General features: G+C 61.1%; 23 protein-coding genes and 1 tRNA gene. 15 read left to right on the top strand and 9 right to left on the bottom strand.

All coding sequences use genetic code 11. The features are described from left to right. Positions 1-56: 56 nt before the first annotated feature. Positions 57-132, bottom strand: a tRNA-Thr gene (locus GBM95_RS00815). Between the two features lie 257 nt (positions 133-389). On the opposite strand from GBM95_RS00815, the gene tsaE reads away from it, so the two are divergent. The 11 genes from tsaE to murI all read left to right on the top strand — a co-directional run bounded on the left by tsaE (position 390) and on the right by murI (position 10,099). Continuing rightward, entirely contained in the window at positions 390-902 is a 513-nt protein-coding gene (gene tsaE, locus GBM95_RS00820) for a tRNA (adenosine(37)-N6)-threonylcarbamoyltransferase complex ATPase subunit type 1 TsaE (protein ID WP_226963097.1), read from the top strand. Then, positions 878-2,263 (top strand): N-acetylmuramoyl-L-alanine amidase, encoded by a 1,386-nt coding sequence (locus GBM95_RS00825; RefSeq protein WP_152157349.1) that lies wholly within the window; start codon positions 878-880, stop codon positions 2,261-2,263. Before tsaE ends, GBM95_RS00825 begins: the two co-directional genes overlap by 25 nt. Before the next feature lie 199 nt (positions 2,264-2,462). Further along, the gene (fba, locus tag GBM95_RS00830; RefSeq protein WP_152157350.1) at positions 2,463-3,527 is read left to right on the top strand and encodes a class II fructose-bisphosphate aldolase; all 1,065 of its coding nucleotides are present in this window, start codon (positions 2,463-2,465) and stop codon (positions 3,525-3,527) included. Between the two features lie 83 nt (positions 3,528-3,610). Further along, complete coding sequence (locus tag GBM95_RS00835; RefSeq protein ID WP_152157351.1) at positions 3,611-4,018, top strand: diacylglycerol kinase; 408 nt, start codon at positions 3,611-3,613, stop codon at positions 4,016-4,018. A 126-nt stretch (positions 4,019-4,144) separates the two neighbouring features. After that, the gene (locus tag GBM95_RS00840) at positions 4,145-5,038 is read left to right on the top strand and encodes a phosphoribosylaminoimidazolesuccinocarboxamide synthase (protein WP_152157352.1); all 894 of its coding nucleotides are present in this window, start codon (positions 4,145-4,147) and stop codon (positions 5,036-5,038) included. A gap of 187 nt (positions 5,039-5,225) precedes the next feature. Further along, positions 5,226-5,738: a 5-(carboxyamino)imidazole ribonucleotide mutase gene (gene purE, locus GBM95_RS00845; protein ID WP_152157353.1), complete on the top strand. Its 513-nt coding sequence runs from the start codon at positions 5,226-5,228 to the stop codon at positions 5,736-5,738. Positions 5,739-5,749: 11 nt separating this feature from the next. Further along, positions 5,750-6,931: a 5-(carboxyamino)imidazole ribonucleotide synthase gene (locus tag GBM95_RS00850; protein ID WP_152157354.1), complete on the top strand. Its 1,182-nt coding sequence runs from the start codon at positions 5,750-5,752 to the stop codon at positions 6,929-6,931. Then, positions 6,928-7,920 carry an L-threonylcarbamoyladenylate synthase gene (locus tag GBM95_RS00855; RefSeq protein WP_152157355.1) on the top strand — a complete coding sequence of 331 codons (993 nt, stop codon included), beginning with the start codon at positions 6,928-6,930 and terminating at the stop codon, positions 7,918-7,920. The genes GBM95_RS00850 and GBM95_RS00855 overlap by 4 nt, the downstream gene beginning before the upstream one ends. A 43-nt stretch (positions 7,921-7,963) precedes the next feature. Further along, complete coding sequence (locus tag GBM95_RS00860) at positions 7,964-8,317, top strand: arsenate reductase family protein (RefSeq protein ID WP_152157356.1); 354 nt, start codon at positions 7,964-7,966, stop codon at positions 8,315-8,317. Between the two features lie 33 nt (positions 8,318-8,350). Beyond that, positions 8,351-9,259: a DMT family transporter gene (locus tag GBM95_RS00865; protein ID WP_226963098.1), complete on the top strand. Its 909-nt coding sequence runs from the start codon at positions 8,351-8,353 to the stop codon at positions 9,257-9,259. Positions 9,260-9,262: 3 nt separating this feature from the next. After that, positions 9,263-10,099 (top strand): glutamate racemase, encoded by an 837-nt coding sequence (gene murI / locus GBM95_RS00870; RefSeq protein WP_152157357.1) that lies wholly within the window; start codon positions 9,263-9,265, stop codon positions 10,097-10,099. Position 10,100: 1 nt separating this feature from the next. Here the strand turns inward: murI and GBM95_RS00875 are convergent, their stop codons facing one another. Both GBM95_RS00875 and GBM95_RS00880 read right to left on the bottom strand, forming a co-directional pair. Next, positions 10,101-10,556 (bottom strand): acyl-CoA thioesterase, encoded by a 456-nt coding sequence (locus GBM95_RS00875; RefSeq protein ID WP_152157358.1) that lies wholly within the window; start codon positions 10,554-10,556, stop codon positions 10,101-10,103. Positions 10,557-10,595: 39 nt separating this feature from the next. Continuing rightward, positions 10,596-11,237 (bottom strand): cyclase family protein, encoded by a 642-nt coding sequence (locus GBM95_RS00880; RefSeq protein WP_152157359.1) that lies wholly within the window; start codon positions 11,235-11,237, stop codon positions 10,596-10,598. 180 nt (positions 11,238-11,417) lie between these two features. On the opposite strand from GBM95_RS00880, the gene GBM95_RS00885 reads away from it, so the two are divergent. After that, complete coding sequence (locus GBM95_RS00885) at positions 11,418-11,963, top strand: nitroreductase family protein (protein ID WP_152157360.1); 546 nt, start codon at positions 11,418-11,420, stop codon at positions 11,961-11,963. Here the strand turns inward: GBM95_RS00885 and GBM95_RS00890 are convergent. Then, on the bottom strand, positions 11,944-13,011 hold the full coding sequence (locus GBM95_RS00890) for a DUF72 domain-containing protein (protein WP_152157361.1): 1,068 nt from the start codon (positions 13,009-13,011) through the stop codon (positions 11,944-11,946). The genes GBM95_RS00885 and GBM95_RS00890 overlap by 20 nt on opposite strands. Before the next feature lie 158 nt (positions 13,012-13,169). Here GBM95_RS00890 and GBM95_RS00895 point away from each other — a divergent pair, with 158 nt between their 5' ends. Continuing rightward, a complete protein-coding gene (locus GBM95_RS00895) occupies positions 13,170-13,889 on the top strand; it encodes a response regulator transcription factor (protein WP_152157362.1) in 720 nt (239 codons plus the stop codon). 120 nt (positions 13,890-14,009) lie between these two features. Here the strand turns inward: GBM95_RS00895 and GBM95_RS00900 are convergent, their stop codons facing one another. Both GBM95_RS00900 and GBM95_RS00905 read right to left on the bottom strand, forming a co-directional pair. Beyond that, positions 14,010-14,585 carry a Spy/CpxP family protein refolding chaperone gene (locus GBM95_RS00900; RefSeq protein ID WP_152157363.1) on the bottom strand — a complete coding sequence of 192 codons (576 nt, stop codon included), beginning with the start codon at positions 14,583-14,585 and terminating at the stop codon, positions 14,010-14,012. A gap of 301 nt (positions 14,586-14,886) precedes the next feature. Next, the gene (locus tag GBM95_RS00905; RefSeq protein WP_152157364.1) at positions 14,887-16,695 is read right to left on the bottom strand and encodes an aryl-sulfate sulfotransferase; all 1,809 of its coding nucleotides are present in this window, start codon (positions 16,693-16,695) and stop codon (positions 14,887-14,889) included. Between the two features lie 350 nt (positions 16,696-17,045). Between GBM95_RS00905 and purB the strand changes: the two genes are divergently transcribed. Further along, positions 17,046-18,413, top strand: a complete 1,368-nt coding sequence (gene purB / locus GBM95_RS00910) for an adenylosuccinate lyase (protein ID WP_152157365.1) — start codon at positions 17,046-17,048, stop codon at positions 18,411-18,413. Positions 18,414-18,535: 122 nt separating this feature from the next. On the opposite strand, the gene modC is transcribed toward purB, so the two are convergent. From modC to modA, 3 genes are all read right to left on the bottom strand, one after another. Beyond that, on the bottom strand, positions 18,536-19,639 hold the full coding sequence (modC, locus tag GBM95_RS00915; protein ID WP_152157366.1) for a molybdenum ABC transporter ATP-binding protein: 1,104 nt from the start codon (positions 19,637-19,639) through the stop codon (positions 18,536-18,538). Positions 19,640-19,656: 17 nt separating this feature from the next. Beyond that, complete coding sequence (gene modB / locus GBM95_RS00920; protein WP_374046813.1) at positions 19,657-20,349, bottom strand: molybdate ABC transporter permease subunit; 693 nt, start codon at positions 20,347-20,349, stop codon at positions 19,657-19,659. Between the two features lie 171 nt (positions 20,350-20,520). Next, a complete protein-coding gene (gene modA / locus GBM95_RS00925; protein ID WP_152157368.1) occupies positions 20,521-21,285 on the bottom strand; it encodes a molybdate ABC transporter substrate-binding protein in 765 nt (254 codons plus the stop codon). Between the two features lie 210 nt (positions 21,286-21,495). Between modA and GBM95_RS00930 the strand changes: the two genes are divergently transcribed. Next, positions 21,496-22,299 carry a TOBE domain-containing protein gene (locus tag GBM95_RS00930; protein ID WP_152157369.1) on the top strand — a complete coding sequence of 268 codons (804 nt, stop codon included), beginning with the start codon at positions 21,496-21,498 and terminating at the stop codon, positions 22,297-22,299. Positions 22,300-22,467 lie beyond the last annotated feature (168 nt).

Genomic DNA, 22,467 nt, shown 5'->3' on the forward strand with positions numbered 1-22,467 from the left:
AATGCCGAAATAACAGAAAGCCCAGACTGCTGAGAAAGCAATCTGGGCTTAGGAATTGGTGCCGGAGAAGAGATTCGAACTCCCGACCTTCGCATTACGAATGCGCTGCTCTACCAGCTGAGCTACACCGGCAACTCTCAATCATCGGCCGTTTCGAACCGGCCTTGTGATCGGAGGAGACGAATTATGCAGAAGTGAATAGCTTGCGGCAAGAATGTTTTACATATTTTTACATTTAGCGCTTTTGCCGTGTACATCTGCATTCGGGATAGCGCAGGCGCTTCCTATGTGTTCGAAATGTATCCGCAGGCCTCGGACGGCATATGGCGCCGACTAAAATCTCAGAACTTTCCCCGTCTCTCATTACCTTTCTCTCTTCGGAGACACCGTTGACCGATCGATTCTCTGCGTCTCTTCCCGCGCCGGCAGACACCGACCATCTCGGCGCCCTGCTCGCCGATGCTCTTCGCTGCGCGAGTGCCGGCATCCTTGCCAGTGGCCTCGCCCTGCGCCTCGAAGGCAATCTGGGAGCCGGAAAGACAAGCCTCATCCGTGCGGCGCTTCGCCGCCTCGGCTGGGAAGGCGCCGTGAAGAGCCCGACCTTCACGCTGCTCGAGACGTATCCCTGCGGCGAATTCACGATCAATCACTTCGACTTCTACCGCTTCGAGGAGCCTGAGGAATTCGAGGATGCCGGGTTCCAGGATGAATTCCGTCCCGGCGCTGTATGCGCTACGGAATGGAGCGAAAAAGCCTTTCCGTATCTTCCGCCCGCCGACATCACCGTGGCGCTCTCGATTGAGGGTCTGGGCAGGCGGGTCGAGATCACGGCGCAGTCGCCCCTCGGCCGGGAAATTCTTGCTTCGATTTCGGAATCATGGAATTCGACCGCCGCCGCCTGATATCCGCCGCCGGCGGTACGCTTCTCCTCTCGCTTGCTCCCTGGCAGATCGCGAGCGGCGCAAAGCTTGTCAACGTCCGCATGTGGCCGGCGGAGGAATACACGCGCGTCACGATCGAAACAGACGAACCTCTGAAGTTCAAGCACTTTTTCGTGCGCTCGGCTTCGCCCCTGAGGCTCGTGATCGACATTGAAGGGCTTGCGCTCACCGAGCGCATCAAGCGCCTCATCGCCGACGTAAAGCCTGACGACCCCTACATCAGCGCCATGCGAATCGGGCAGTTCAAGCCCGGCGTCGTGCGGCTCGTGATGGACCTCAAGACGGACGTGAAGCCCGAAGTCTTCCTTCTGAAGCCCTTCGCCAACTATCAGTACCGTCTCGTCTTCGACATCTACCCGGTGCACCCGAAGGACGAGATCGGCGCGATCCTCGCGGGCTCGCAGGATGGGAATCTGCTCACGGACTCCCTTTCATCCTCAGCTTCCGAAGATCCGCTCGCCGACGTGCTCGCGGGACTTGCCAATCCGGACGCCCCGAAAACCCGGCCGGCGCTCTCGGCCTCCAAAGGGAAGGATGAGAAGGAGACGAAGAAGCCCTCCGCAGCAAAGGAGACGCAGACGCCTTCAAAGACGGTCCCTGCCAAAAAGAGTCAGAACGATGATCAGATCATCATCGTGGTCGATCCGGGGCACGGGGGCGAAGACCCCGGCGCCATCGGACGAAGGAAGACGCAGGAAAAAGTCGTCGTACTTCAGATCGCAAGGCGCCTCGCCAAGCTCATTTCTGCCGAACCCGGCATGAAGGCCGTGCTTACGCGCAATTCCGACCACTTCGTGAGTCTCGGCGGACGCGTGGCGATTGCCCGCCGCGTCAAGGCCCATCTTCTGGTGAGCATCCATGCCGACGCCTGGGTGAAGAGCAACGTAAGGGGGTCTTCCGTCTTCGCGCTCTCCCAAAAGGGCGCCACCTCGGCGGCTGCGCGCTGGCTCGCAAAAAATCAGAACGAATCCGACCTGATCGGCGGCGTCAACATCTCCACCGTCAACAAGCAGGTGGCGAGCGTGCTCGTCGACATGACTTCAGCCTGGACGATCGGCTACAGCCTCGGACTCGGCACGGCCGTGCTTCAGGAACTGCGCGCCATCAACAGGCTCCACAAAACTGCCGTGGAGCAGGCGGGCTTTGCGGTGCTGAAGGGCCAGGGCATCCCGTCGATCCTCGTTGAGACGGCCTTCATTTCGAACCCTTCGGAAGAGCAGCTTCTCAAGAACGCGGATCACCAGCAGAAGCTCGCCCGCGCGATTCTTACGGGCATCAAGAAGCAGCTTGCCGCCGACACGACGCTCACGCGCCAGGGCTGACGCATTCCGGGGCCTTGAGGAGCCTCCTCCGTGCCCCGGAGGACCTCGACCGAAATCCTCCGCACCATTACAATGCGGGGGAAGCACAATCCGACGCGGCGCCCCCGTGCCGAAACGCCGTAGAGGCCCCTTCCGCAGGGAAGGACAGGCCTCCGGTTTTTGCGGGCGCGCCCCTCATCCACCTTGGAGTGAAAACGCAATGGCTCTTGTTTCCATGCGACAGCTGCTTGATCATGCGGCTGAAAACGGCTACGGCATTCCCGCCTTCAACGTCAACAACCTCGAACAGGTTCAGGCCATCATGGAGGCGGCGAGCGAAGTCGGCGCTCCCGTGATCATGCAGGCCTCTGCGGGCGCTCGCAAGTATGCGGGCGAATCGTTCCTGCGCCATCTCATTGAAGCCGCGGTCGAAGCCTATCCGGACGTCCCCGTCTGCATGCACCAGGACCACGGCCAGAGCCCTGCCGTCTGCCAGGGCGCCATCCGCTCGGGCTTCACGTCCGTCATGATGGACGGCTCCCTCATGAGCGACGGCAAGACCATCTCCACCTACGAATACAACGTCGACGTCACCCGCCGCGTGGTTGAAATGGCCCACTGCATCGGCGTTTCCGTCGAAGGCGAAATCGGCTGCCTCGGCTCGCTCGAAACGATGCGCGGCGACAAGGAAGACGGTCACGGCACCGATGCCAAGATGACGCGCGACCAGCTCCTCACGGATCCGGATCAGGCGGCGGAATTCGCCCGCATCACCCAGATCGACGCGCTCGCCATTGCGATCGGCACCTCGCACGGCGCCTACAAGTTCACGCGCCGCCCCACCGGTGAAATCCTCTCGATCGACCGCGTGAAGGAAATCCATGCCCGTCTGCCGAACACGCACCTCGTAATGCACGGCTCCTCCTCGGTCCCGCAGGAATACCTCGCGGAGATCCGCGAATTCGGCGGCGAAATGCGCGAAACCTACGGCGTTCCGGTCGAGGAAATCCAGAAGGCGATCCAGCACGGCGTCCGCAAGGTCAACATCGACACCGACATTCGTCTCGCGATGACGGCCGCCATCCGCCGCTACCTCGTCGAGAATCCCTCGGGCTTCGACCCGCGCGGCTACCTGAAGGCCGCCCGCGCCGCCGCGAAGGCCCTCTGCCGCTCGCGCTACCTCGCGTTCGGCTGCGAAGGCCAGGGCGCGAAGATCAAGCCCGTCGCGCTCGACAAGATCGCTGCCAAGTACGCTGACGGCACGCTTCGTCAGAATGTGCTCTAACGCCTGAGCGAAGCCTCTGATCATGACGGCGCACAGTTCTCCTCTCTGAGACTGTGCGCCTTTTTTCAATCCGAATTCATCCCATGACTGAACCCAAAGCAGAGTCCGCCGAAAGCCTCAAGGGAAAGCGCGGCTTCAGAAGGCTCATCAACGCCACGCGCTACTCCTGGCAGGGCATCCGCGCAGGCTTCAAGAATGAAGCCGCCTTTCGCGAGGAGTGCCTTCTCGCCGTCATTCTGATTCCGGTAGCGCTTCTTCTCCCGGTGACGCTCCTCGAGAAGGTGATCCTCATTAATTCCGTGCTCTTCCTTCTCCTCACGGAAATCCTCAATTCAGCAATTGAAGCGGTGGTCGACCGGATCGGCATGGAAGTGCATCCGCTTGCCGGCCGGGCCAAGGACATGGGGAGCGCGGCAGTGCTTTTCGCGCTCATCATGGGACTCGTCGCCTGGGGCTTCATCGCGCTCCCGGCGGTCCTCAGGCTCTTTTGAGTTTTCTGAGTCCGCGCAAATTCTTCTAAGCAGTTTTCACGGTGGTTTCGGGCCTGAAGGCGCCCCAGCGCCATTAAAATTCCCGCCATCAGGATTTTTCTTTTCTTCCTTAGGGAGGCAACTCTAATGCCCGGTCTTTCCAAGACGAACATCCCGTCCCTCAAGCAGATATACAGCGGCAAGGTCCGCGACTGCTACGCCGTGGGCGACGACAAGCTGCTGCTTGTCGCCACGGACCGCATTTCCGCCTTTGACGTGATCCTCGGCGATCCGATTCCCGGCAAGGGCAAGGTCCTTACGGCGCTCACGAACTTCTGGTTCGAAAAGCTGAAGGACGTGATCCCCAACCACCTCACGGGCATCGCCCCTGAAACGGTCGTGAAGCCCGAGGGAATCCCGCAGGTTGCCGGCCGTGCCGTGGTTTCGAAGCGCCTGAAGCCGATTCTCATCGAATGCGTCGCGCGCGGCTACATCATCGGCGGCGGCTGGAAGGACTACCAGGCGACGGGCGAAGTCTGCGGCATCAAGCTCCCCGCCGGTCTGCGCCAGGCCGAAAAGCTCCCGGAACCCATCTTCACTCCGGCAGCCAAGGCTGAACTCGGCACGCACGACGAAAACATCTCCTACGAACGCGTCGTTGAGATGTACGGCGAAAAGATCGCCTCGACCATCCGCAACGCCACGCTCGAGCTCTACAAGCGTGCGAGCGAATATGCGCTCACCCGCGGCATCATCATCGCCGACACGAAGTTTGAATTCGGTCTCGACGAGAACGGCAACGTTCTCCTCATGGACGAAGTCCTCACGCCGGACTCGAGCCGCTTCTGGCCTGCCGACGACTATCAGATCGGCACCTCGCCCAAGAGCTTCGACAAGCAGTTCATCCGCGACTGGCTTGAATCCCAGCCCTGGGACAAGCGTCCGCCCGCTCCGAAGGTTCCCGAAGACATCATCGAGAAGACGGCCGACAAGTACCGTGAGGCGCTGCGTCGCCTTACCGGCACGGATATCGAGCCGTAAATCTCCCGGGCGGAACATTTTTTCCGCCTGCATTCATGGGGAGCGCCTTCCAAAAGCCGCTCCCCAGCAGCCGGCAGAAGCGTCGGCCCGCATCAAGTTTTCGCCGGGAAAAGGCAGGGAACTTCAGCGGGCGGGCCTTCGGTCGGCTTTTCGATTTTTTATTCTTCTCTAGAGATTCTGAATAATCATGGCAGAGTGCACCAAGACACCGCTCGTCGGCATCCTGATGGGCAGCAATTCCGACTGGGACGTGATGAAGAACGCCGCCCAGATGCTCAAGGACTTCGGCGTCCCCTTTGAAGCCCGCGTCGTGAGCGCACACCGCATGCCTGACGAAATGTTCGAGTACGCTGAAAAAGCCGCCGAACGCGGCATCCGCGTGATCATCGCGGGTGCGGGCGGCGCAGCGCACCTCCCCGGCATGCTTGCGGCCAAATGCACGCTCCCCGTCTGCGGCGTGCCGGTGCCTTCAAAGTACCTCCGCGGCGTCGACAGCCTCCATTCGATCGTGCAGATGCCTAAGGGCGTGCCCGTCGCCACCTTCGCCATCGGCGAGGCCGGCGCCGCCAATGCCGCGCTCTATGCCTGCCAGATCCTTGCGCTCAGCGATCCGGAGCTCTCGCGCCGCCTCGCGGACTTCCGCATCGCGCAGAACGCCAAGGCCCGCGCGATGACGCTTCCCCTTGAAACGCTCGACTGAGGACCCTGTCGATGACTGAGATCCGCACACTTCTTCCGGGCGCTCAGCTCGGCCTCCTCGGCGGCGGCCAGCTCGGCCGGATGTTCTCGGAAGCGGCTGCCCGCATGGGCTACCACGTCGTGGTGCTCGAACCCCATGCGCCTTCGCCTGCGGGCGAAGTCTCCTCGGCTCAGATTGCCGAGGGCTACAGCTCCGAAAAAGGCCTCGACGAGCTTGCGAGCCGCGTTCTCGCCGTCACGACGGAATTCGAGAATGTTCCGGCAGAAAGCCTGAAGCGCCTCGCCGACGCCGGCGTCATCACGGCGCCGCACGCCGACGCGGTTGCCGCCACGCAGGACCGAAACGTCGAAAAGGCCTTCATCGAAAGCGCGGGCGTTCCGACCGCACCCCACAAGGCCGTCCGCACTCTGGACGACGTGAATGCCCTTGAGGATTCTCTCTTCCCCGGCATTCTGAAGACCGCGCGCCTCGGCTACGACGGCAAGGGGCAGGCCCGCGTCGGCTCCCGCGAGGAAGCGCTCGCCGCCTGGGAAAAATTCGGCCGCACCGAATGCGTCTTTGAAAAGCGCCTTAATCTCAAGACGGAAGTCTCGGTCATCATCTGCCGCAATCCGCAGGGCGAAACCGTCGTCTTCCCCGTCTGCGAAAACCATCACAGAAACGGCATCCTCGCCTACACCGTGATGCCTGCCAGAATCGACGAAGCGCTCGCCCGGAAGGCGCAGCAGTTTGCGCGCCAGATTGCCGACGAACTGAAGTACGTGGGCGTACTCTGCGTCGAGCTTTTCGTGCTCGAGGACGGCACCGTCCTTGCCAACGAACTTGCTCCGCGCCCGCACAATTCCGGCCACGCGACGATTGAAGCCTGCGCCACCTCGCAGTACGAGGAGCAGGTGCGCGCCATGGCGGGGCTGCCCTTGGGCGACACCACGCAGATTGCCCCCGCGGTGATGCTCAATCTCCTCGGCGACCTCTGGTTCGACGAAAAGGACAACTTGACGACGCCGCCCTGGGAAAAGCTTCTGGCGCTTCCCGGCGTCAAGCTGCACCTCTACGGCAAGGAAGAAGCCCGTCACGCCCGCAAGATGGGCCACGTCACGGTGCTCGGCCGCACGCTCGACGAAGCGCTCGCCCGCGCGCATGAGGCGGCATGCATCCTCGGTCTTCCTTTCTCTCAAGAGCTCGCGCAATGACCGTTCCCGCAATTGATCAGAAGGCAATTGCAGAAGCCGTCCGCATCCTTGATGCGGGCGGCCTCGTTGCGATGCCGACAGAAACCGTCTACGGGCTCGCGGCCGACGCGGACAACGAAGAGGCGGTTCTCAATACCTACCGCGCAAAGGGCCGTCCCACCAACCACCCGCTCATCGTCCACGTCGCCTCAGCCGAAGACATCCCGTGGTGGGCCGAATCCACACCGGAAGCGGAGGCGCTCGCGCGCCGCTACTGGCCGGGGCCCCTCACGCTCGTTCTCAAGAAGAAGCCCCGCTGCGGCCTCTGGGTAACGGGAGGTCAGGACACGGTGGCGCTCCGCTGCCCCTCGCATCCCTGGGCGCATGCGCTCCTCAAGGCCTTCGGCGGCCCGAAGCACCGCGGGCTCACGGCTCCCTCGGCCAATTCCTTCGGCCGCATCAGTCCGTCCTGCGCGCGCCACGTCGCCAACGATCTCGGCGTCAAGCCCGCGGGCAAGCTCGACATGATTCTCGACGGCGGCACCTGCGAATACGGCATTGAGTCGACAATGCTCAATCTGTCCTCCGGACGCCCCGAGATTCTGCGCCACGGCGTCATCACGCGCGAAATGCTCGAGGAAGCGCTCGGCTGCGAAGTGCCCGATGCCGGAAAAGATGCGCCCAGGGCTTCCGGGCGCCTCAAGAGCCACTATGCGCCGAAAACCAAGGCAGAGCTCCTCCCTGAGGAAGCGCTCATTCTCCGGGCAAAGGCGCTCTCTGACGAGGGACTCCGTCTCGCCGTCATGGCGCCCGAACGCCTGAAGGCAAAGCTTCCCGAAGTCGCTACCTTCATCTCCGCACCCGACAGCGCCCTTTCCTACGGCGCATTTCTGTACGAAGCGCTCCACGAGCTCGATGCCGCGCACGCAGACCGGATCCTCATTGCGGCGCCTCCGTCGACTCCCGAATGGGCTGCAGTGGATGATCGACTCGGTCGGGCAACGGCTTGAATCGATTGAGTAAACTGAAATAAATTCATTTTTCGAGACATCCATGATTCAGATCTATGGCATTCCAACCTGCGGTTCGGTAAAGAAGGCGATCGCCTGGGCCCGTGAAGCGGGCGTGGAATTCACCTTCCACAACTTCCGTACGGAAGCGCCGACGGACGAACTCCTCTCGGGGTGGCTGAAGGACATTCCGGCAGCAAAGCTCGCCAATACAGCCGGCCCGACGTGGCGCAAGATTGATCCGGAAATCCGCGAAGCAGCCAAGGCCAATCCCGACATGCTCAAAACCCTCATGCTTTCGACGCCGCTTCTCATCAAGCGGCCCGTGATCGTCTGGGCGGACGGCTCGGCCACCTCGGGCGTTGATGAAGCGCTCTGGAAGACGAAGGCCGTCTGACGGCCCGCCGGCATTCAAAGGGAAGCGCCCTCCGTGCTGAAGGAACTCAAGTCATCGCTCGCGAATCCGGGACCAGTGCTCCCGTTTCTCGCCCTGGTGGCCGCAACCGGCTTCTGGGGGAGCTCGTTTCTCACGGTCGCCGAGGCGCTTTCCGAAACGGATCCCTTCACGCTCGTCTTCATGCGCTTCTTCCTCGGAACGCTCGTCCTCGCGGCGATCCTTCGGAAAACGCTTCGCGCGATTCCCTCCCGCACCTGGAAAATGGGAGCCGTAAGCGGCCTCGTCATCTACGGCTCCTACCTGTTCAACTGCGCCGGGCTCATGACGACGATGAGCTCGATGGCGGGATTTCTTACGGCGCTTTACGTGCTGATCACGCCGTTTCTTTTCTGGCTGATTGTCGGCAAGCGCCCGGACATCTGCGCCTTTCTGGGTTCTGGCACCGCCTTCCTCGGCCTCGTTCTCCTTGCCGACCCGTTTTCGCTTTCGCCCGAAACCGGTCTCGGCGAATGGATGATCATTCTTTCGGCTTTTCTTTCCGCGCTTGAAATCATCCTGATGGGGCGCTTTGCGCCCTACTGCAAAGCAGCGGAAATCTGCTTCACGCAGCTTTTCTTTGTTGCCCTCTATTCCGGCATCGGGTCGCTTGCCGCGCACTGGGCCATGCCGTCCCTTACGCCGACGGTGTTTTCTGCCGGACTCATGCTTGCCGTCCTCTGGCTCGCGACGATCCTTTCCTGCGCGCAGTTTCTCCTCGCCTGGGGGCAGAAATTCGTTCCGCCCGCTCAGGCGGCCGTCATCTTTTCGCTCGAAAGCGTCTTTGCCGCCATCATCGGATGGCTTGCAGGCGAGCGCCTCGGGTTCTGGGGCTTCGCGGGGGGCGGCCTGATCGTGGCCGGCATCCTGCTCACGGAATGGAAGCGCCTTCTTTCATCGAAATAACAAATGACGAGCGAACTTCCCATCGGCATCCTCGACTCAGGATTCGGCGGCCTTTCCGTCGCGCGTGCGGTGAGAGCCCGTTTTCCGGGAGAGCGCATCCTTTTTGCCGCCGACTGCGCCTATGCGCCTTACGGCGACCGGGATGAGAGCTACATCATGGAGCGCCTCGAACGGATCATCGGCTACCTGACGGATAGAAACGTCAAGGCAATCGTGTTTGCCTGCAATACGGCAACCGCAGTCGGCGTGAAGACCTTTCGCGAACGGCTCTCCATTCCCATCATCGGGATCGAACCTGCCGTTTTCCCGGCCGTCCGCCATACACGGCAGGGCGTCGTCGGCGTTCTCGCAACCACGACGACCATCCGGAGCCGCAAATACGCCGAAGTGCGCGAACGCGCGCTCGAATGGGCGGCCGTCAGCCGCCCGATGAAGGTGGAGGTGCTCGACATGCCCTGCCCCGGGCTCATGGAGTGCGTCGAACGCGGGGATTTTGGTTCTGAAAAGCTCGAAGCGCTTCTCGAGAAGTATGTCGATCCGCTCGCGCGTGCAGGCGCCGATGAAATCGTCCTCGGCTGCACGCACTATCCCTTCCTCGCGAACGCGATCAGCAGGCACGCTAAGGGCGCGCACCTCATTGATCCCGCCCCGGCCGTTGCCGAACAGCTCGGAAGGCGCCTGGCAGACCTCGATCTTCTCGCGCCGGCCTCACCCGATCGCCCGGCGGACGCGGGTGCAGCCCTCGATGAATTCCGGGCAACCGGAGCCGATCCCGGGCGCGAATCCGTTCTGAGGAGCCTCTGGGGAAAGGATGCGAGGCTCCTCCCGCTTTCCGCCTGAATCAGGACCGGAAGGCGAGGCGCTCGTCCTCCTCTCCGCACACGTAGGGCATCATGCGCTCGCGGATCTCGTCGGGGATGGGAGAGGAAACGAAGTTCCCTTCCGTATCGAGACGAACGCAGACCATCGTTTCCACGCAGCGCAGCCGCAGTTCCTCGCCCTTCGTAATCGTGAAGGCGAATTTGACCGAGCTTGTGCCGAGCTTCTCGATCCAGAGACGCGCCGTCACGTCCTCTCCGGGGCGAGAAGGCGACACAAAGTCGGTGTGCACGCCCACAACGGGGAAGCCCACGCCGAAGCGGCGGATTTCAATGAAGCCCACCTTCAGGACTTCATGAAGGTAATCCTCGTGAAACTTGTTGAGGAGCACGTAGTAGGTCGGGTGATAGACGATCCCGGCAGGGTCGCAGTCGCCGAAATGAATGCGGATGGTCTTTTCAAAAACCTGATGAGCCATGATTGAGTCGGAGCGTTTGTAAAGGGAATAAAAAGGAAATCAGATGCGAGAGGAGAGCGAACGGAGAATGGCGCGGACGGGACTCGCCTCAACGCCCTTCAGGGGGAGCGGGAGCGCAATCAGCTCGTATTCGCCTCCCGGGACATCGGAAAGGTCAAGATTCTCGAGAATCGTCATCCGGTTCGCGAGCGCAATTCTGTGCGAAACGAGAAGTTCGCTTTCAGCCGGATCAACGCTCGGCGCGTCGGTGCCGACCAACGCCACGCCTTCCTCTGCGAGGCGCCGGATGAGCGCAGGAGAAAGCGCTCTGAAGTCGGGCGTCCAGGCAGCCGGGCGCTTGGCGCGCGTCTTGAAAAGAATGCGTGCGGGAAACGTGTTCGCCGTGAGCGCTTCCGGGCCGATTGCGTCGGACGAAGCCTCATGCGAGAGGTCAATTACGAGCGCGCGGCCGATGAATGTCTCGAGCCTCAGGGAGGCGACGTCGTCCGCGCTGCTGTCGAGGTGGAGCGGCGCATCCGCATGAGCGCCGTCATGGGGCGTCAGGGTGATTTCCGAGACATTGGCGCCCGCGCCCTCTTCAAGCCTTGAGATCCAGCGCACGGCAAAGGGCGTATCGCCCGGGAATACCGGCGTTCCGGCATCAAGCGGCGGCGTGATGTCCCAGATTCTTCGCTTCTGCATGGTGCTTTGCGACCTCTCACAAAAGAAACGGAAAACAAAAAACGCTTACAAGAAGCGTGCCGACGATTTTAGGTCAGAGGGCTGAAAGGCTTCCTATACTGCCATGCACGTTTTTTGGGGGATCCCGGACGCATGCATTGCGCTTAATAGAGCTTCCCCCGACTTTAGAGGACTTGACTCATGAAGAACTCTGATTTTCTAAATATCCTGCAGTCCCGGCGCTCTCAGGGCCCGAAGATGCAGAAGGCTCCGGCTCCTTCCGAGGAGGTTCTTGAGGCCGCAGCGCTTGCCGCGCGCGCCGCGCCTTCGCACAATCCTGCATTTCCTGTGCGCTTTGTCGTCGCCGATTCCCGCGAAAAGCTCGCCGACATTTTCGAAGCGGCCCTCGGGCCTGACGCCGATCAGGCCATGCGGGAGCGCGCCAGAAGCAAGGCGCTCAAGGGCGAATGCGCGATTCTCGTGATCGGCCCGAAGCCCTCGCACGACACGCCCGCCTGGATGGACCGCGAAAATCTGATGACGGCAGGCGGCGCGCTCACGAATTTCCTCAACGTCCTCTGGGCGGAAGGGTTTGCAGCCAAGACCGTGACCTCGCGCGAAATCACGGATCCTCAGGGACTCTTCGACCCTGAAACCGAAAGGCTTCTCTGCTTCATTCTCTGCGGCACGCAGGCCGCTCCCGCGGAGCCGCGCCCCGCTTCGCCCTCTATCCTATCGCGCTGGTAGAGATCGGCCGATCCTCCTCAAGGATGTGGTCCGCGATCTCGGCGATTTTCCTCACCGTCACGGGCGCACAGCCTTCGGCCTTGTTGTTGACGGCAAGGTAGCTCTCTTTTCCGCTCCTTGCCGCCCGCACGATAAGGGAGGCAATGAGCGCCCGGGTCGCCGGGTCGGCCGCATGAATGGCGTCAAAGGGCGTCCATGCGGCCTTCGCCGTATCGTAAAAGCGGTGCGCCGCAAGCGACCAGCGGACGATAAGCGGCCCCTTCATCCTCCAGTCTCCCGCATCCTCGCCCCCGGCATCCATGAAGCGGAGCGCCTCGGTCTGGCGCCGGATGCCCGGCATCGCCGGATGGAGCCCGATCACAGGGCGCACGCCCGCCTCTCTCAGACGCTTCATCATGCGGGGCGTCAGAAGTTCATAGTTGCGGAATTCCGCCGCAAGAAGAAGCCCCGCGCCCGGCGCCTGAAGCGCATTGAGAAATGCCCCGATTTTTTCAATGAGCGCAACTCTTGACTCGGTGGTTCTCAATTCCGAATGCGGAAGCGGCGAAAACTGAAAAACGAGCGGTCCGCATTTTTTGCCGAGCCCCATGCGCACGGGCCCAAGGAAGCGCTCCGCCGCAGCATGCACATCGAGAAAGAGCGGATTGGGGCCCGTGGGGATTCCCCGGTCATTGCGCAGATAAGGGTCCGTCACATCCCTCGGCGCCTTCACGAGAAAGCGGAAGTCCTCGGGCACCTGTCTCGCGAAGGCGGCAAAAGCTGAGGCCGAGAGCGGCCGGTAGAAATTTCTGTCGAGCCCCACCGTTCTGAATAAAGGCGAGGCGCTGTAGGCCGCGAGCCCATCCGCGGCAAGATGATCGAGGCCGCTGCCGCGGCTCCAGACGATGCCGCGCCAGCCGGGAAAATTCCAGCTTGAAGTACCGAGACGAATGGATGAAGGGAGCCTCTGCATCATCTCCTTCAACGCGGCGTCCGCCGGCTGCGGGAATACCGGAGCGCTCTCTGGCGGCGCATCATCAAAGAGCCCGGACGAATTCTCGGTCATCATGCTCGAAGCCCTCAGAAAAAAGTTGTGCGGCAGCGCCTGAGCCCGGAAAAAGCCGGGTTTTCGATCAGAAAAGCGCTCATTCAACTATATCCGCATGGCACCTGAAATGGCCTAAAATCAATAGATTATTCCTTCAATTTGTTTTTCTTTGGTTTTGAATGACTTCTATTGCTGAATCGCTTCTTTCACTCGGCCCCGCAATGAGCGGCGCCGCCGACGAGCGCCTCGTCTGGGTGGTGGACGATGACGACGTGAGAGAGTCGCTCTCATTTGCGCTTCAGCTGCGCTATAAGACTGCCGCCTTTCCATCGGCGCTTGCCTTTCTTTCGCGCGCGGATCTTGACCGCCCGGGATGCCTCGTCATTGCCGACGACATGGCCCAGACGGCCTCCGGAAGCATTCAGGACGAACTCGCGAGACTGAGAAGCCCCGTCTCCGTCATTTTTCTCACGAAGGAAACAGACCTGCGCACCGCGGTGAAGTACCTTCAGATGGGGGCCGTGAGCGTGCTCGAAAAGCCCGTCGACCCCGAGGAGCTCGACCATGCGGTCGACCTCGGCCTCGAGCGCTCCATTCTCCGCGACCGGCGCTACCGCCTCGAACGGCTCTTCGAGACGCTCTCGCGGCGCGAGCGTCAGATCTTCGTTCTCGTCTGCCAGGGGCTCAGAAACGGCGACATTGCCGAACTCCTCAACCTCTCGCAGCGCACGGTCGAGGTTCACCGCGCGCACATCAGCAGAAAGCTCGGCAACGCCTCGCCCATCCGGCTTCTCTACGAACTCACCCAGACGCTCGGCGGAAACATCATCAGCGCTGAATTCGACGGCCTCGATCCGCAGAAGCTCGCTAACGCCATTTCTGCGGGCGAAGCGAGCTGAGCTCAAGCCGAACGCGCATAAAAGAAGGCCGCCCGGAAGACTAAATCCAGAGCGGCCAATCCCACTATATCGGGCGCCCATTCTTTGACCCGGGCGCCCGTTGGAGTCAACTCAAATCGGTTAGTAGCCCATCATGCCGCGATGATGCATGCGCGGACCATTCATGGGGCAGTCGGGGTTCCCCGGAACGCCGTCCATGCCGGGGCAGCCGGGACCAAAGCCCTGAAAGCCCTGCGGACCGCGGAAGCCGCGATGCATGCCGTGGCCGGCGTGCTGCTGCTCAAAGCTCTCGAGCACGTACTTCTGTTCGGGAGAGAGCACCTTGAAGAGTTCCGTACGGGCGGCCACAGCCTTCTCAAGCAGATCCGCGCGGACCTTGGCCACCTGGGCGCGGCGCTCGAGGCGGCTCTGTTCATCGACGGCGGGCTTGTCGAACTGCACGCCCGGCATCATATCAAGCGCCGTGCGGGCGTCGACATAGGCCTTCCAGGCGCCCTGCTGCTCAGGCGTAATCGTTACGAGGCGAGCCACGGCTTCCCAGCCGGCCGCCTGATAGTCCTGCGAAGCATAGCCCGCGCAGGGCATGCCGTCGCGGAACTGACCATCATGGTGCCAGGGGCCTGCAATGGCGGCGGTGCCGACGCAAAGCGCTCCGACAGCGGCAAGCGACGCGATGATCTTGTGACTCTTTTTCATGGTTTTCTACTCCTCATGGTGCCTGAACCGGACAATTCCGGATAAGCGCGTTCTCAAGCGCGCCGTATCAGGGAAGCGCCTCTTGATGAGATGATTGTGCCCGAGCTCCTAGGAGAATCCTCTTATCAACCTTGACGGTCTGTAAGGAGCTATTTCCCGCTCAAATACCCCGGAGCCGCAGTTTTCTCTGATCTGCGGGATCCGAATTCGCCGCGAATCCCGCATCGGACAGAGCTTCAGGAAGGGAATCCCGTCGCTTCGTGCTCCGGGATTCCGGCTTCTCTCAACCCTCAATAGTTTTTTACTCTTTGAAGGCTTTTCCAAGATCAATGGCAAGCGCGCGGTAGCCCATCGACCCGCGGATCTGCATTTCGAACACAGGATCCTTTCCGCCGCGGCGGAATTCCGTGAGAACAGGGTTCACGCCCGTCTTGTCCTGAACGCCGATCGATGCCCAGTAGACGAGAAGCGAATCCTTGTCGGCCTCATACTCGACCGAGGAAGTAATGGCGCTGTAAAGCTCGTGTCCGCGGTTTTTGCCGTACTCCCAGATCTGCTCGACCGTTCCCTTCTTTTCATCGATGCGGTACATCACCGCGCGGCTGTACTTTTCCTTCGGGTTTTCCGGCTGCTTGAAGGCGCGGCCGTCGCCGTTGTCGAAGACCGTCACAACGGAAACGCCCGGTTCGGAAAGTTCATCCACCTTCCAGCCCGTGTGCTGCGTCCAGGTCCAATCAAAGTCGCCCTCGCACTTGCCGATGCGGCAGGGGATGGGCTTGCCGTCCTTGTCGACGGGCGTCAGGACCTTCTCGCGGAGCTTCCCGTTCCAGCCGTTGGGCGCGCCCAGAATCCACTTCACTTCCTTGTCGCGTCCGATCTTGATCACCGCGGACTGGTGGCGCGAGGAAATGATGATGGAGTCGTCGGCCTTGTCGTAGTCGACGGAATTCACGTGCGCCCAGTTGCGTCCGGCTCCCGTGCCGGCAATATCGCCGAAGGCGTGCTTGGCTTCAAGCCTTGCGAGCTGCTCGGCCGACAGAGTCTTCCCTGACTGCTCAAGGTCGACATTGAGGCAGACCGCGCCCTGGTCGATCGACTTGATGACGATGCTGCGGTTGGGGTCAAGGATTTCAAAGAGCCGCCAGTCGTCGACGACGCGGCCCGCGGCATCCACTTCCGCGATCACGTCGCGCACCGTGTGCACGTGCGTGCCGTCGGCGCGCTTCAGATCCGCCGACGAAACGCGAAGGAAGTAGTGCCCGTCAGGCGCCGGAGCCATGGCATGGCTGAAGTCCGCATAGCCGTCAGGAAGCACGCGGTTGAAGATTTCACGCCCCATCAGGTCGTACTTCACGTAGCGCTGGCCGTACCCCCAGGTGAGCGCGCCGTCCTCATTCTGATGGAAGCCCATCATGATGCCGGCCTTGTTGAGGCTTCTCGGGTCGTAGATGGCCGAGGGCTGCATGTACCAGCGCACCTCGCCCTTCGTGTCGACGATGGCGTTCTGCGGGTAGTTGTTCCACTGAAGCGCGCCGCCCGTCGGGTTGTTCCAGACCGCGCGGCTGCCCTTGGGCGACTCGGGAAGGAGATTATTGATGAGGTAGAGGCGGTCGCCGAAGCCCTTCGCCGCCGGAGTCACGATCTTCGAATCAAAGGTCTTGACGGGGCGGCCGTGCGTCCAGGAAGGATCGAGATAAACGGGCGGCGTCCAGATGCGGTAGGTCTCCGTTTTTTCAACCGGGCCCTCGATCGTCTTCTTCGTCCACTTCACCTCGATTTCATTCAGATATTCCGGATAAAGGCCGAAGACGGGAATGCCGCCGTAGGTGCGAAGCGCGGTCGGGCCCACATCGTAGGCGATTTCCGCTCCGCCCTTTTTGGGAACGATGCGCACGTGAGCCTTGAGGAGCACTTCGCCGCCGTTACGGATGACTGCCGTAAGAGGCGCAATGTCATAGGGATTCACGACGACTTCGCCGAGCTCGCCCTGCCGCTGAAAATTGACCTGGGTTCCGCTCGGGCCGCCAACGGCGAGTACGGCCGAAGGCGCTGCGATCAGGAATGCGGCGCTCACGGCGCAGGCAATGCGGCAAAGTTCATTTCGAGTCATGACTAGGCTCCTCTTTCTGAGAACGAATTCCGGCGCGCGGCGAATGCATGAATGCAATGCGCATTCAACCGGATGTTTCCATTATCGGGGGAGAGCCTTCCCGGAATCTGAAGAACCCGAGGGAGCGAAGACTTCTTCTCTCAAGACTTTCACCACCCGGGTTTCCCCGCCTGAGGATGCACCCGGGAAGCACCTTCAAAAAACGCCTCCCCGGGAAACCTCTCAGAGGACCGAACGCACTAAAATTGCGGGATTTTCTCGAACCCTGACTTCTGCCGGATGAGCTTCCTCAACCCCGGCTCACGTCATCGAACCCAAGATTTTTCTTTCTTCATCGAGACTTATCCGCCATGGCGCTTAATCCTCTTACCGCTCTTTCCCCGCTCGACGGCCGCTATTCCCGCCAGTGCGACTCCCTGCGCGGCATCTTCTCCGAATATGCCTTCATGAACGCGCGCGTTCGCGTTGAAGTCGAATGGCTGATCGCGCTTTCCGAAGCCGGCTTTGCGGAACTCCCGCACCTTTCGGACCACGGGAAGGCGTTCCTGCGCGGCCTCGCCGACAACTTCTCTCTCGAAGACTGCGAAGCCGTCAAGACGATTGAAAAGACCACCAATCACGACGTGAAGGCGGTCGAATACTGGATCAAGGGCCAGGTCGAACATGACGACGAGCTGAGAAGCGCCGCTGAGTTCGTGCACTTTGCCTGCACCTCGGAAGACATCAACAACACGAGCCATGCGCTGATGCTCATCAAGGGCCGCGCCGAACTCGTTCAGTTCCTCAAGCGCATCCACGGCATCATCGCGAACTACGCGCATGCCTGGGCCGACATTTCGATGCTTTCGCGCACCCACGGCCAGACCGCTTCCCCGACGACCGTCGGCAAGGAATTCGCAAACGTTGCCGTCCGTCTCGCCCGCGTGATTGAAGCGATCGAAAACGTGAAGATCTACGCCAAGATGAACGGCGCCGTCGGCAACTACAACGCGCACCTCATCGCCTACCCGGACTTCGACTGGGAATCTTTCTCGAGGAAGGTTGTCGAGGAACGCCTCGGCGCCACCTTCAATACGCACACGATCCAGATCGAGCCCCATGACTACATGGCCGAGCTCTTCATGCAGATCGAACGCGCCAACACGATCCTCATCGACTTCGACCGCGACGTCTGGGGCTACATCTCCATGCACTTCTTCCGCCAGAAGCTGAAGGAAGGCGAAGTCGGCTCCTCGACCATGCCCCACAAGGTGAACCCGATCGACTTCGAGAATTCCGAAGGCAACCTCGGCCTCGCCAACGCCGTTCTCGGCCACCTCGCCGGGAAGCTTCCGATCTCCCGCTGGCAGCGCGACCTGACGGACTCGACGGTGCTTCGCAATCTCGGCGTGGCCTTCGGCTATTCCTTCGTGGGCTACAGCGCTCTCGAGCGCGGCCTCGGGAAGCTCCAGGTGAATGAAGCCATGATCGCCCGCGATCTCGACGCCGCCTGGGAAGTCCTCGCCGAAGCCGTTCAGACCGTGATGCGCCGCTACGGCGTTCCTCATCCCTACGAACAGCTGAAGGCCCTCACGCGCGGCAAGGACGGCATCAACGAAGCCACCATCCGCACCTTCATCGAAGGCCTCGAGATTCCGGCCGACGCCAAGGCGCGCCTCATGGCGCTCACGCCCGCCACCTATATCGGCAAGGCCCGCGAGCTCGCCCGCCGCTGCTGATCGCTGAGCCGGCTTCCTTTCCGGAGCGTCCTTTGATGGGCGCTCCGGAGAGAACCGTCTGAGCAAAAAGGCAGGTCATCCTTCCCGGGTGCCTGCCTTTTCTCTTTCCGTTTTTCTCAGACTCAGGCAATAACGGCAGTTGCCTTCACAAGCGCCCAGACCGGAAGCCCCGGCCGCAGCCCGAGAGCTGCCGTCGACTCTCTCAGAATCCGCGCGAGGAGCACGTCCCTTCCGCTGCGGCTTCTGAGCTTCACGATCTGATAGGCGTTCTCGGGCCCGCAGGGCTCGCCGATTTCCTCCACCGTTGCGGGAAGCGCATTGCGGATGGAAAGGTTCTCGGGCTTCTCGAGCGCAATGCTCACGTCCCTCGCGAGCACCCGGAGGCGAAGCTTTGCGTCTTTTTGGAAGACATTCCCCGCGACCGCGTCCAGAACCCAGCCGTCGGTACGGATCATGGCGGAGCGCCACTCGGGCGAAATGCTTTCGACCGTGCCTTTGAGCACCACTGCCGCGCCTTCCTCCATATCCACGGGAAGCCTGACGTTGCCGAGCACCTCGGCGAGCGGCCCTGACGCCCGCACATGGCCCTCTGCCATCAGGACGAGATTGTCGGCAAGCCTAGCCATCTCGTCGGCCGAGTGCGTCACGTAGAGAATCGGGACCTGGAGTTCATTCCTGAGCTTTTCGAGCCAGGGGAGAATTTCGCGCTTTCTCGTAAAGTCGAGCGCTGCGAGGGGCTCGTCCATGAGAAGAATGTCGGGCCTCAGGCAGAGCGCCCTTGCAATGGCGCAGCGCTGACGTTCGCCCCCGGAGAGTTCTGAAACGCGGCGCTTGAGGAGGTGCCCGATGCCGAGAAGAGCAACAGCTTCATCAAGGCGCTTCCTGCCGTCAGGGACCTTCGTGCGCTCGAGCCCGAAGGTGAGGTTCTTTTCAACATTCAGGTGCGCGAAGAGGCTCGCCTCCTGAAACACATAGCCGAGACTGCGTTCATAGGTCGGGCGGAAGATGCGCTTTTCGTCGTCCTGCCAGACTTCATTTCCGATCCGCACGAGTCCCTCGGCTCGCTCAAGCCCCGCGACGCACCGCAGAACGGTTGTCTTCCCGCAGCCCGAGGGTCCGAAAAGCACCGTAATCCCTTCGCCCGGAACCTTGATGTCCGCTTCAAGCGTGAAGCCCGTGCTGCGGGCAAGATGAAGTCGCACTTCGCCGAAATGTTCCTGTGTCATGCTGCGCATCCCTCCCGTCAGGCCTCTGCCGTTCTCTTGTTGAGAAGATTAAGCGTCATGAGGACGATGAAGCTGAAGATGAGCATGCCGCCCGCAAGCACATGCGCCTTCGAGTATTCCATCGCCTCAACATAGGTGTAGATCTCAGTCGAGACCACCTGGGTCTTCCCCGGAATGTTGCCGCCGATCATCAGCACGACGCCGAATTCGCCGATGGTATGGGCAAACGTCATGAGAACGCCCGTGATGATTCCGGGACGCGCAAGAGGCATTACTACATGAAGAAAAGCGTCGAGCGGCCGGCAGCGTAGCGTCGCCGCCACTTCCATGGGGCGGTCGCCGATGCCTTCAAAGGCAGTGACGAGAGGCTGAACCATGAAGGGAAGCGAATAAGCGACCGAACCGATGACGAGGCCGGGAAAGCTGAAGTTGAGGACGCCGAGGCCGAGGGACTCCGTGAGGGCTCCGAGAGGTCCGTGGGGTCCGAGCGCTACGAGAATGTAGAAGCCCAGAACGGAGGGAGGCAACACGAGCGGAAGCGTCACGACGGCATTCACCGCCGAACACCAGCGGCTCCTTGCACGCGCGAGCCACCAGGCAAGCGGGAGGCCCAGCACGAGCAGTATGCAGGTCGTAACAAAGGCGAGCTCGAGCGAAAGCGCGACCGGCTCGAGGGAAATGCCGTCAACGAGGTCCAGAAACCATTCCACGATTTGAGCCCCTCAGTGATCCGGGCAGAAAACAAGCCGAAAGCGGCTTCCCGGAATAATGAAAAGCCGGAGAGAGCCTGGGAAAGCCCCCTCCGGGTAAAGTAGGCGTCCGTCTCAAGAACGCTGAAAACTGTACCTCCGGCAAATCAAACTGCCGGAGAAATCAAAAGGTTACTTCGCCGTGCCGTAGCCGTAGGCGGTACGAACGTCGGTCGCTTCCTTGCTTTCCTTCAGGAACTTGAGGAAGCGCTTGGCGCCTTCGTTCTTTTCACCGGCCTTGAGGAGCACGGCATCCTGCTTGATTTCGCCGTAGAGCTCCTGCGGGATCACATAGCCCGAACCGGAGGTGAACTTGCCGCCCTTGAAGCACTGCGAGAGAGCGATGAAGCCCGCTTCAGCATTGCCCGTCTTCACGAACTGGAAGGTCTTGCCGATGTTGTCGCCGAGAACGGTCTTCGGCTCAGCAGCCTTTTCGAGGCCGAGAGACTTGAGCGTCTGATAGGCGGCTTCGCCATAGGGAGCGAGCTTCGGATTGGCGATAGCCACATGCTTCACGGCAGCGGAATTGATCACGGAAGCAACGTCGTTCTTCACGAGGTTCGCGTCGGACGACCAGAGAACGAGCTTGCCCACCGCATAAGTGTAGGAAGTGCCGGCGACGCCGTAGCCTTCCTTGATGGCCTTGGCCGGCGTCTTCGCGTCGGCGGCAAGAAGAACATCAAAGGGAGCGCCGTTCTTGATCTGCGCGTAGAAAGCACCCGTAGCGCCGAAGGAGAGGACGAGCTTGTCGCCCGTCGCCTTTTCGTAGATCGGCTGAAGATCCTTCGCCGGAGCGGTGAAGTTGGCGGCAACCGCCACATGAACTTCCTCAGCGCTCACGGCAAAGGCAGCGGAGGCAACGATGGCGGCAGCGGCCGCAAGAACAAACTTCTTCATTGGATTCTCTTCTTAAGAAATCGGGGCTCTCCCGGACAAAGCCGGTCAGGAAATACAGGACCGCGGATGCATGGGAGCACCGGGCGCCGGGAAACTGAAAGCGACGAAGCGTTATTCAATTTTGAAACAGCGTTCGTTATTCCTTTGCAGAATAGCGATGTTGTGACAGATAATCAAGTTCCACTGCAACCTTGTTTCCTGGATCCCGATATGTCTGAAGAGCCCGCTGACCCGTCCGTTCTCGCCGGCATTCTTTCCGAGCAGACCGACAAGCGCATCGACATCCTTCGCCGCATTGCGGATGTGGGATCCATTTCGGAGGCCGCGAGAAGTGCAGGCGTGAGCTACAAAGCAGCCTGGCAGGCGATCGATACGCTCACGAACCTCGCGGGGACGCCTCTCGTGGAGAAGGCAGTGGGAGGCGCTCACGGCGGCGGCACAAAGCTCACGAAAACCGGCCGCATGGTGCTCGATCTTGCCGACGAGCTCTCCCGGGCGCGCCGCAGCGTGCTCGACCGCTTTGCGAACATTCAGGATTCGCCCGAGAAGAATGACGGGAGCCGCCTCGCACGCGTCACTGCCGCGAGCCTTCAGACCTCCATGCGCAATCAGTTCCCCGCAACGATTGAAACGCTCAAGATCGGCTCCGCACTCGTGAAGCTCATTCTGCGCATCGACGACACGCACCTCATCCGCGCTTCCGTCACGAAGGAATCCGCTCAGCTCCTCGGCCTGCGCCCCGGCATGGAAGTGCTGGCCCTCGCCAAGGCCACCTCGATCGAAATTTCCGCCGATTTCCCGGATGAAAAAAACGACGACCGCTCGCATGCCAACCTTATCGTTGGCGAAGTCATCCGCAGCGAGCGCGCCAATAAGGGCGGCGAATGCTCGATCCGTCTGCCTTCCGGGCTCGTAATCGTTGGGTTTGCGCGCTCCGGACACGGCCTCAAGCTTCATCAGAAGGCGGTGGCGTCTCTGCCGCCCTCTGTCATCGTGATCGGCCTCGCCTCATAACCGCGGTAAACGCGACAAGCAGCCAAAAGAGTTCAGAAAAATCGAACAAATCGACCGGATTATTTGGCCGATTGATGATTATCAAATTCTTAAGCCCCGCTCTTACACTTGGTTGCATATCATTGCAGGCTAGTAAAAATGAAGGCTTTATTGCTTCATTTTTTCTGC

This window comes from Sutterella seckii, assembly GCF_009183815.1.
In the GTDB taxonomy this organism is placed as follows: domain Bacteria; phylum Pseudomonadota; class Gammaproteobacteria; order Burkholderiales; family Burkholderiaceae_F; genus Sutterella; species Sutterella seckii.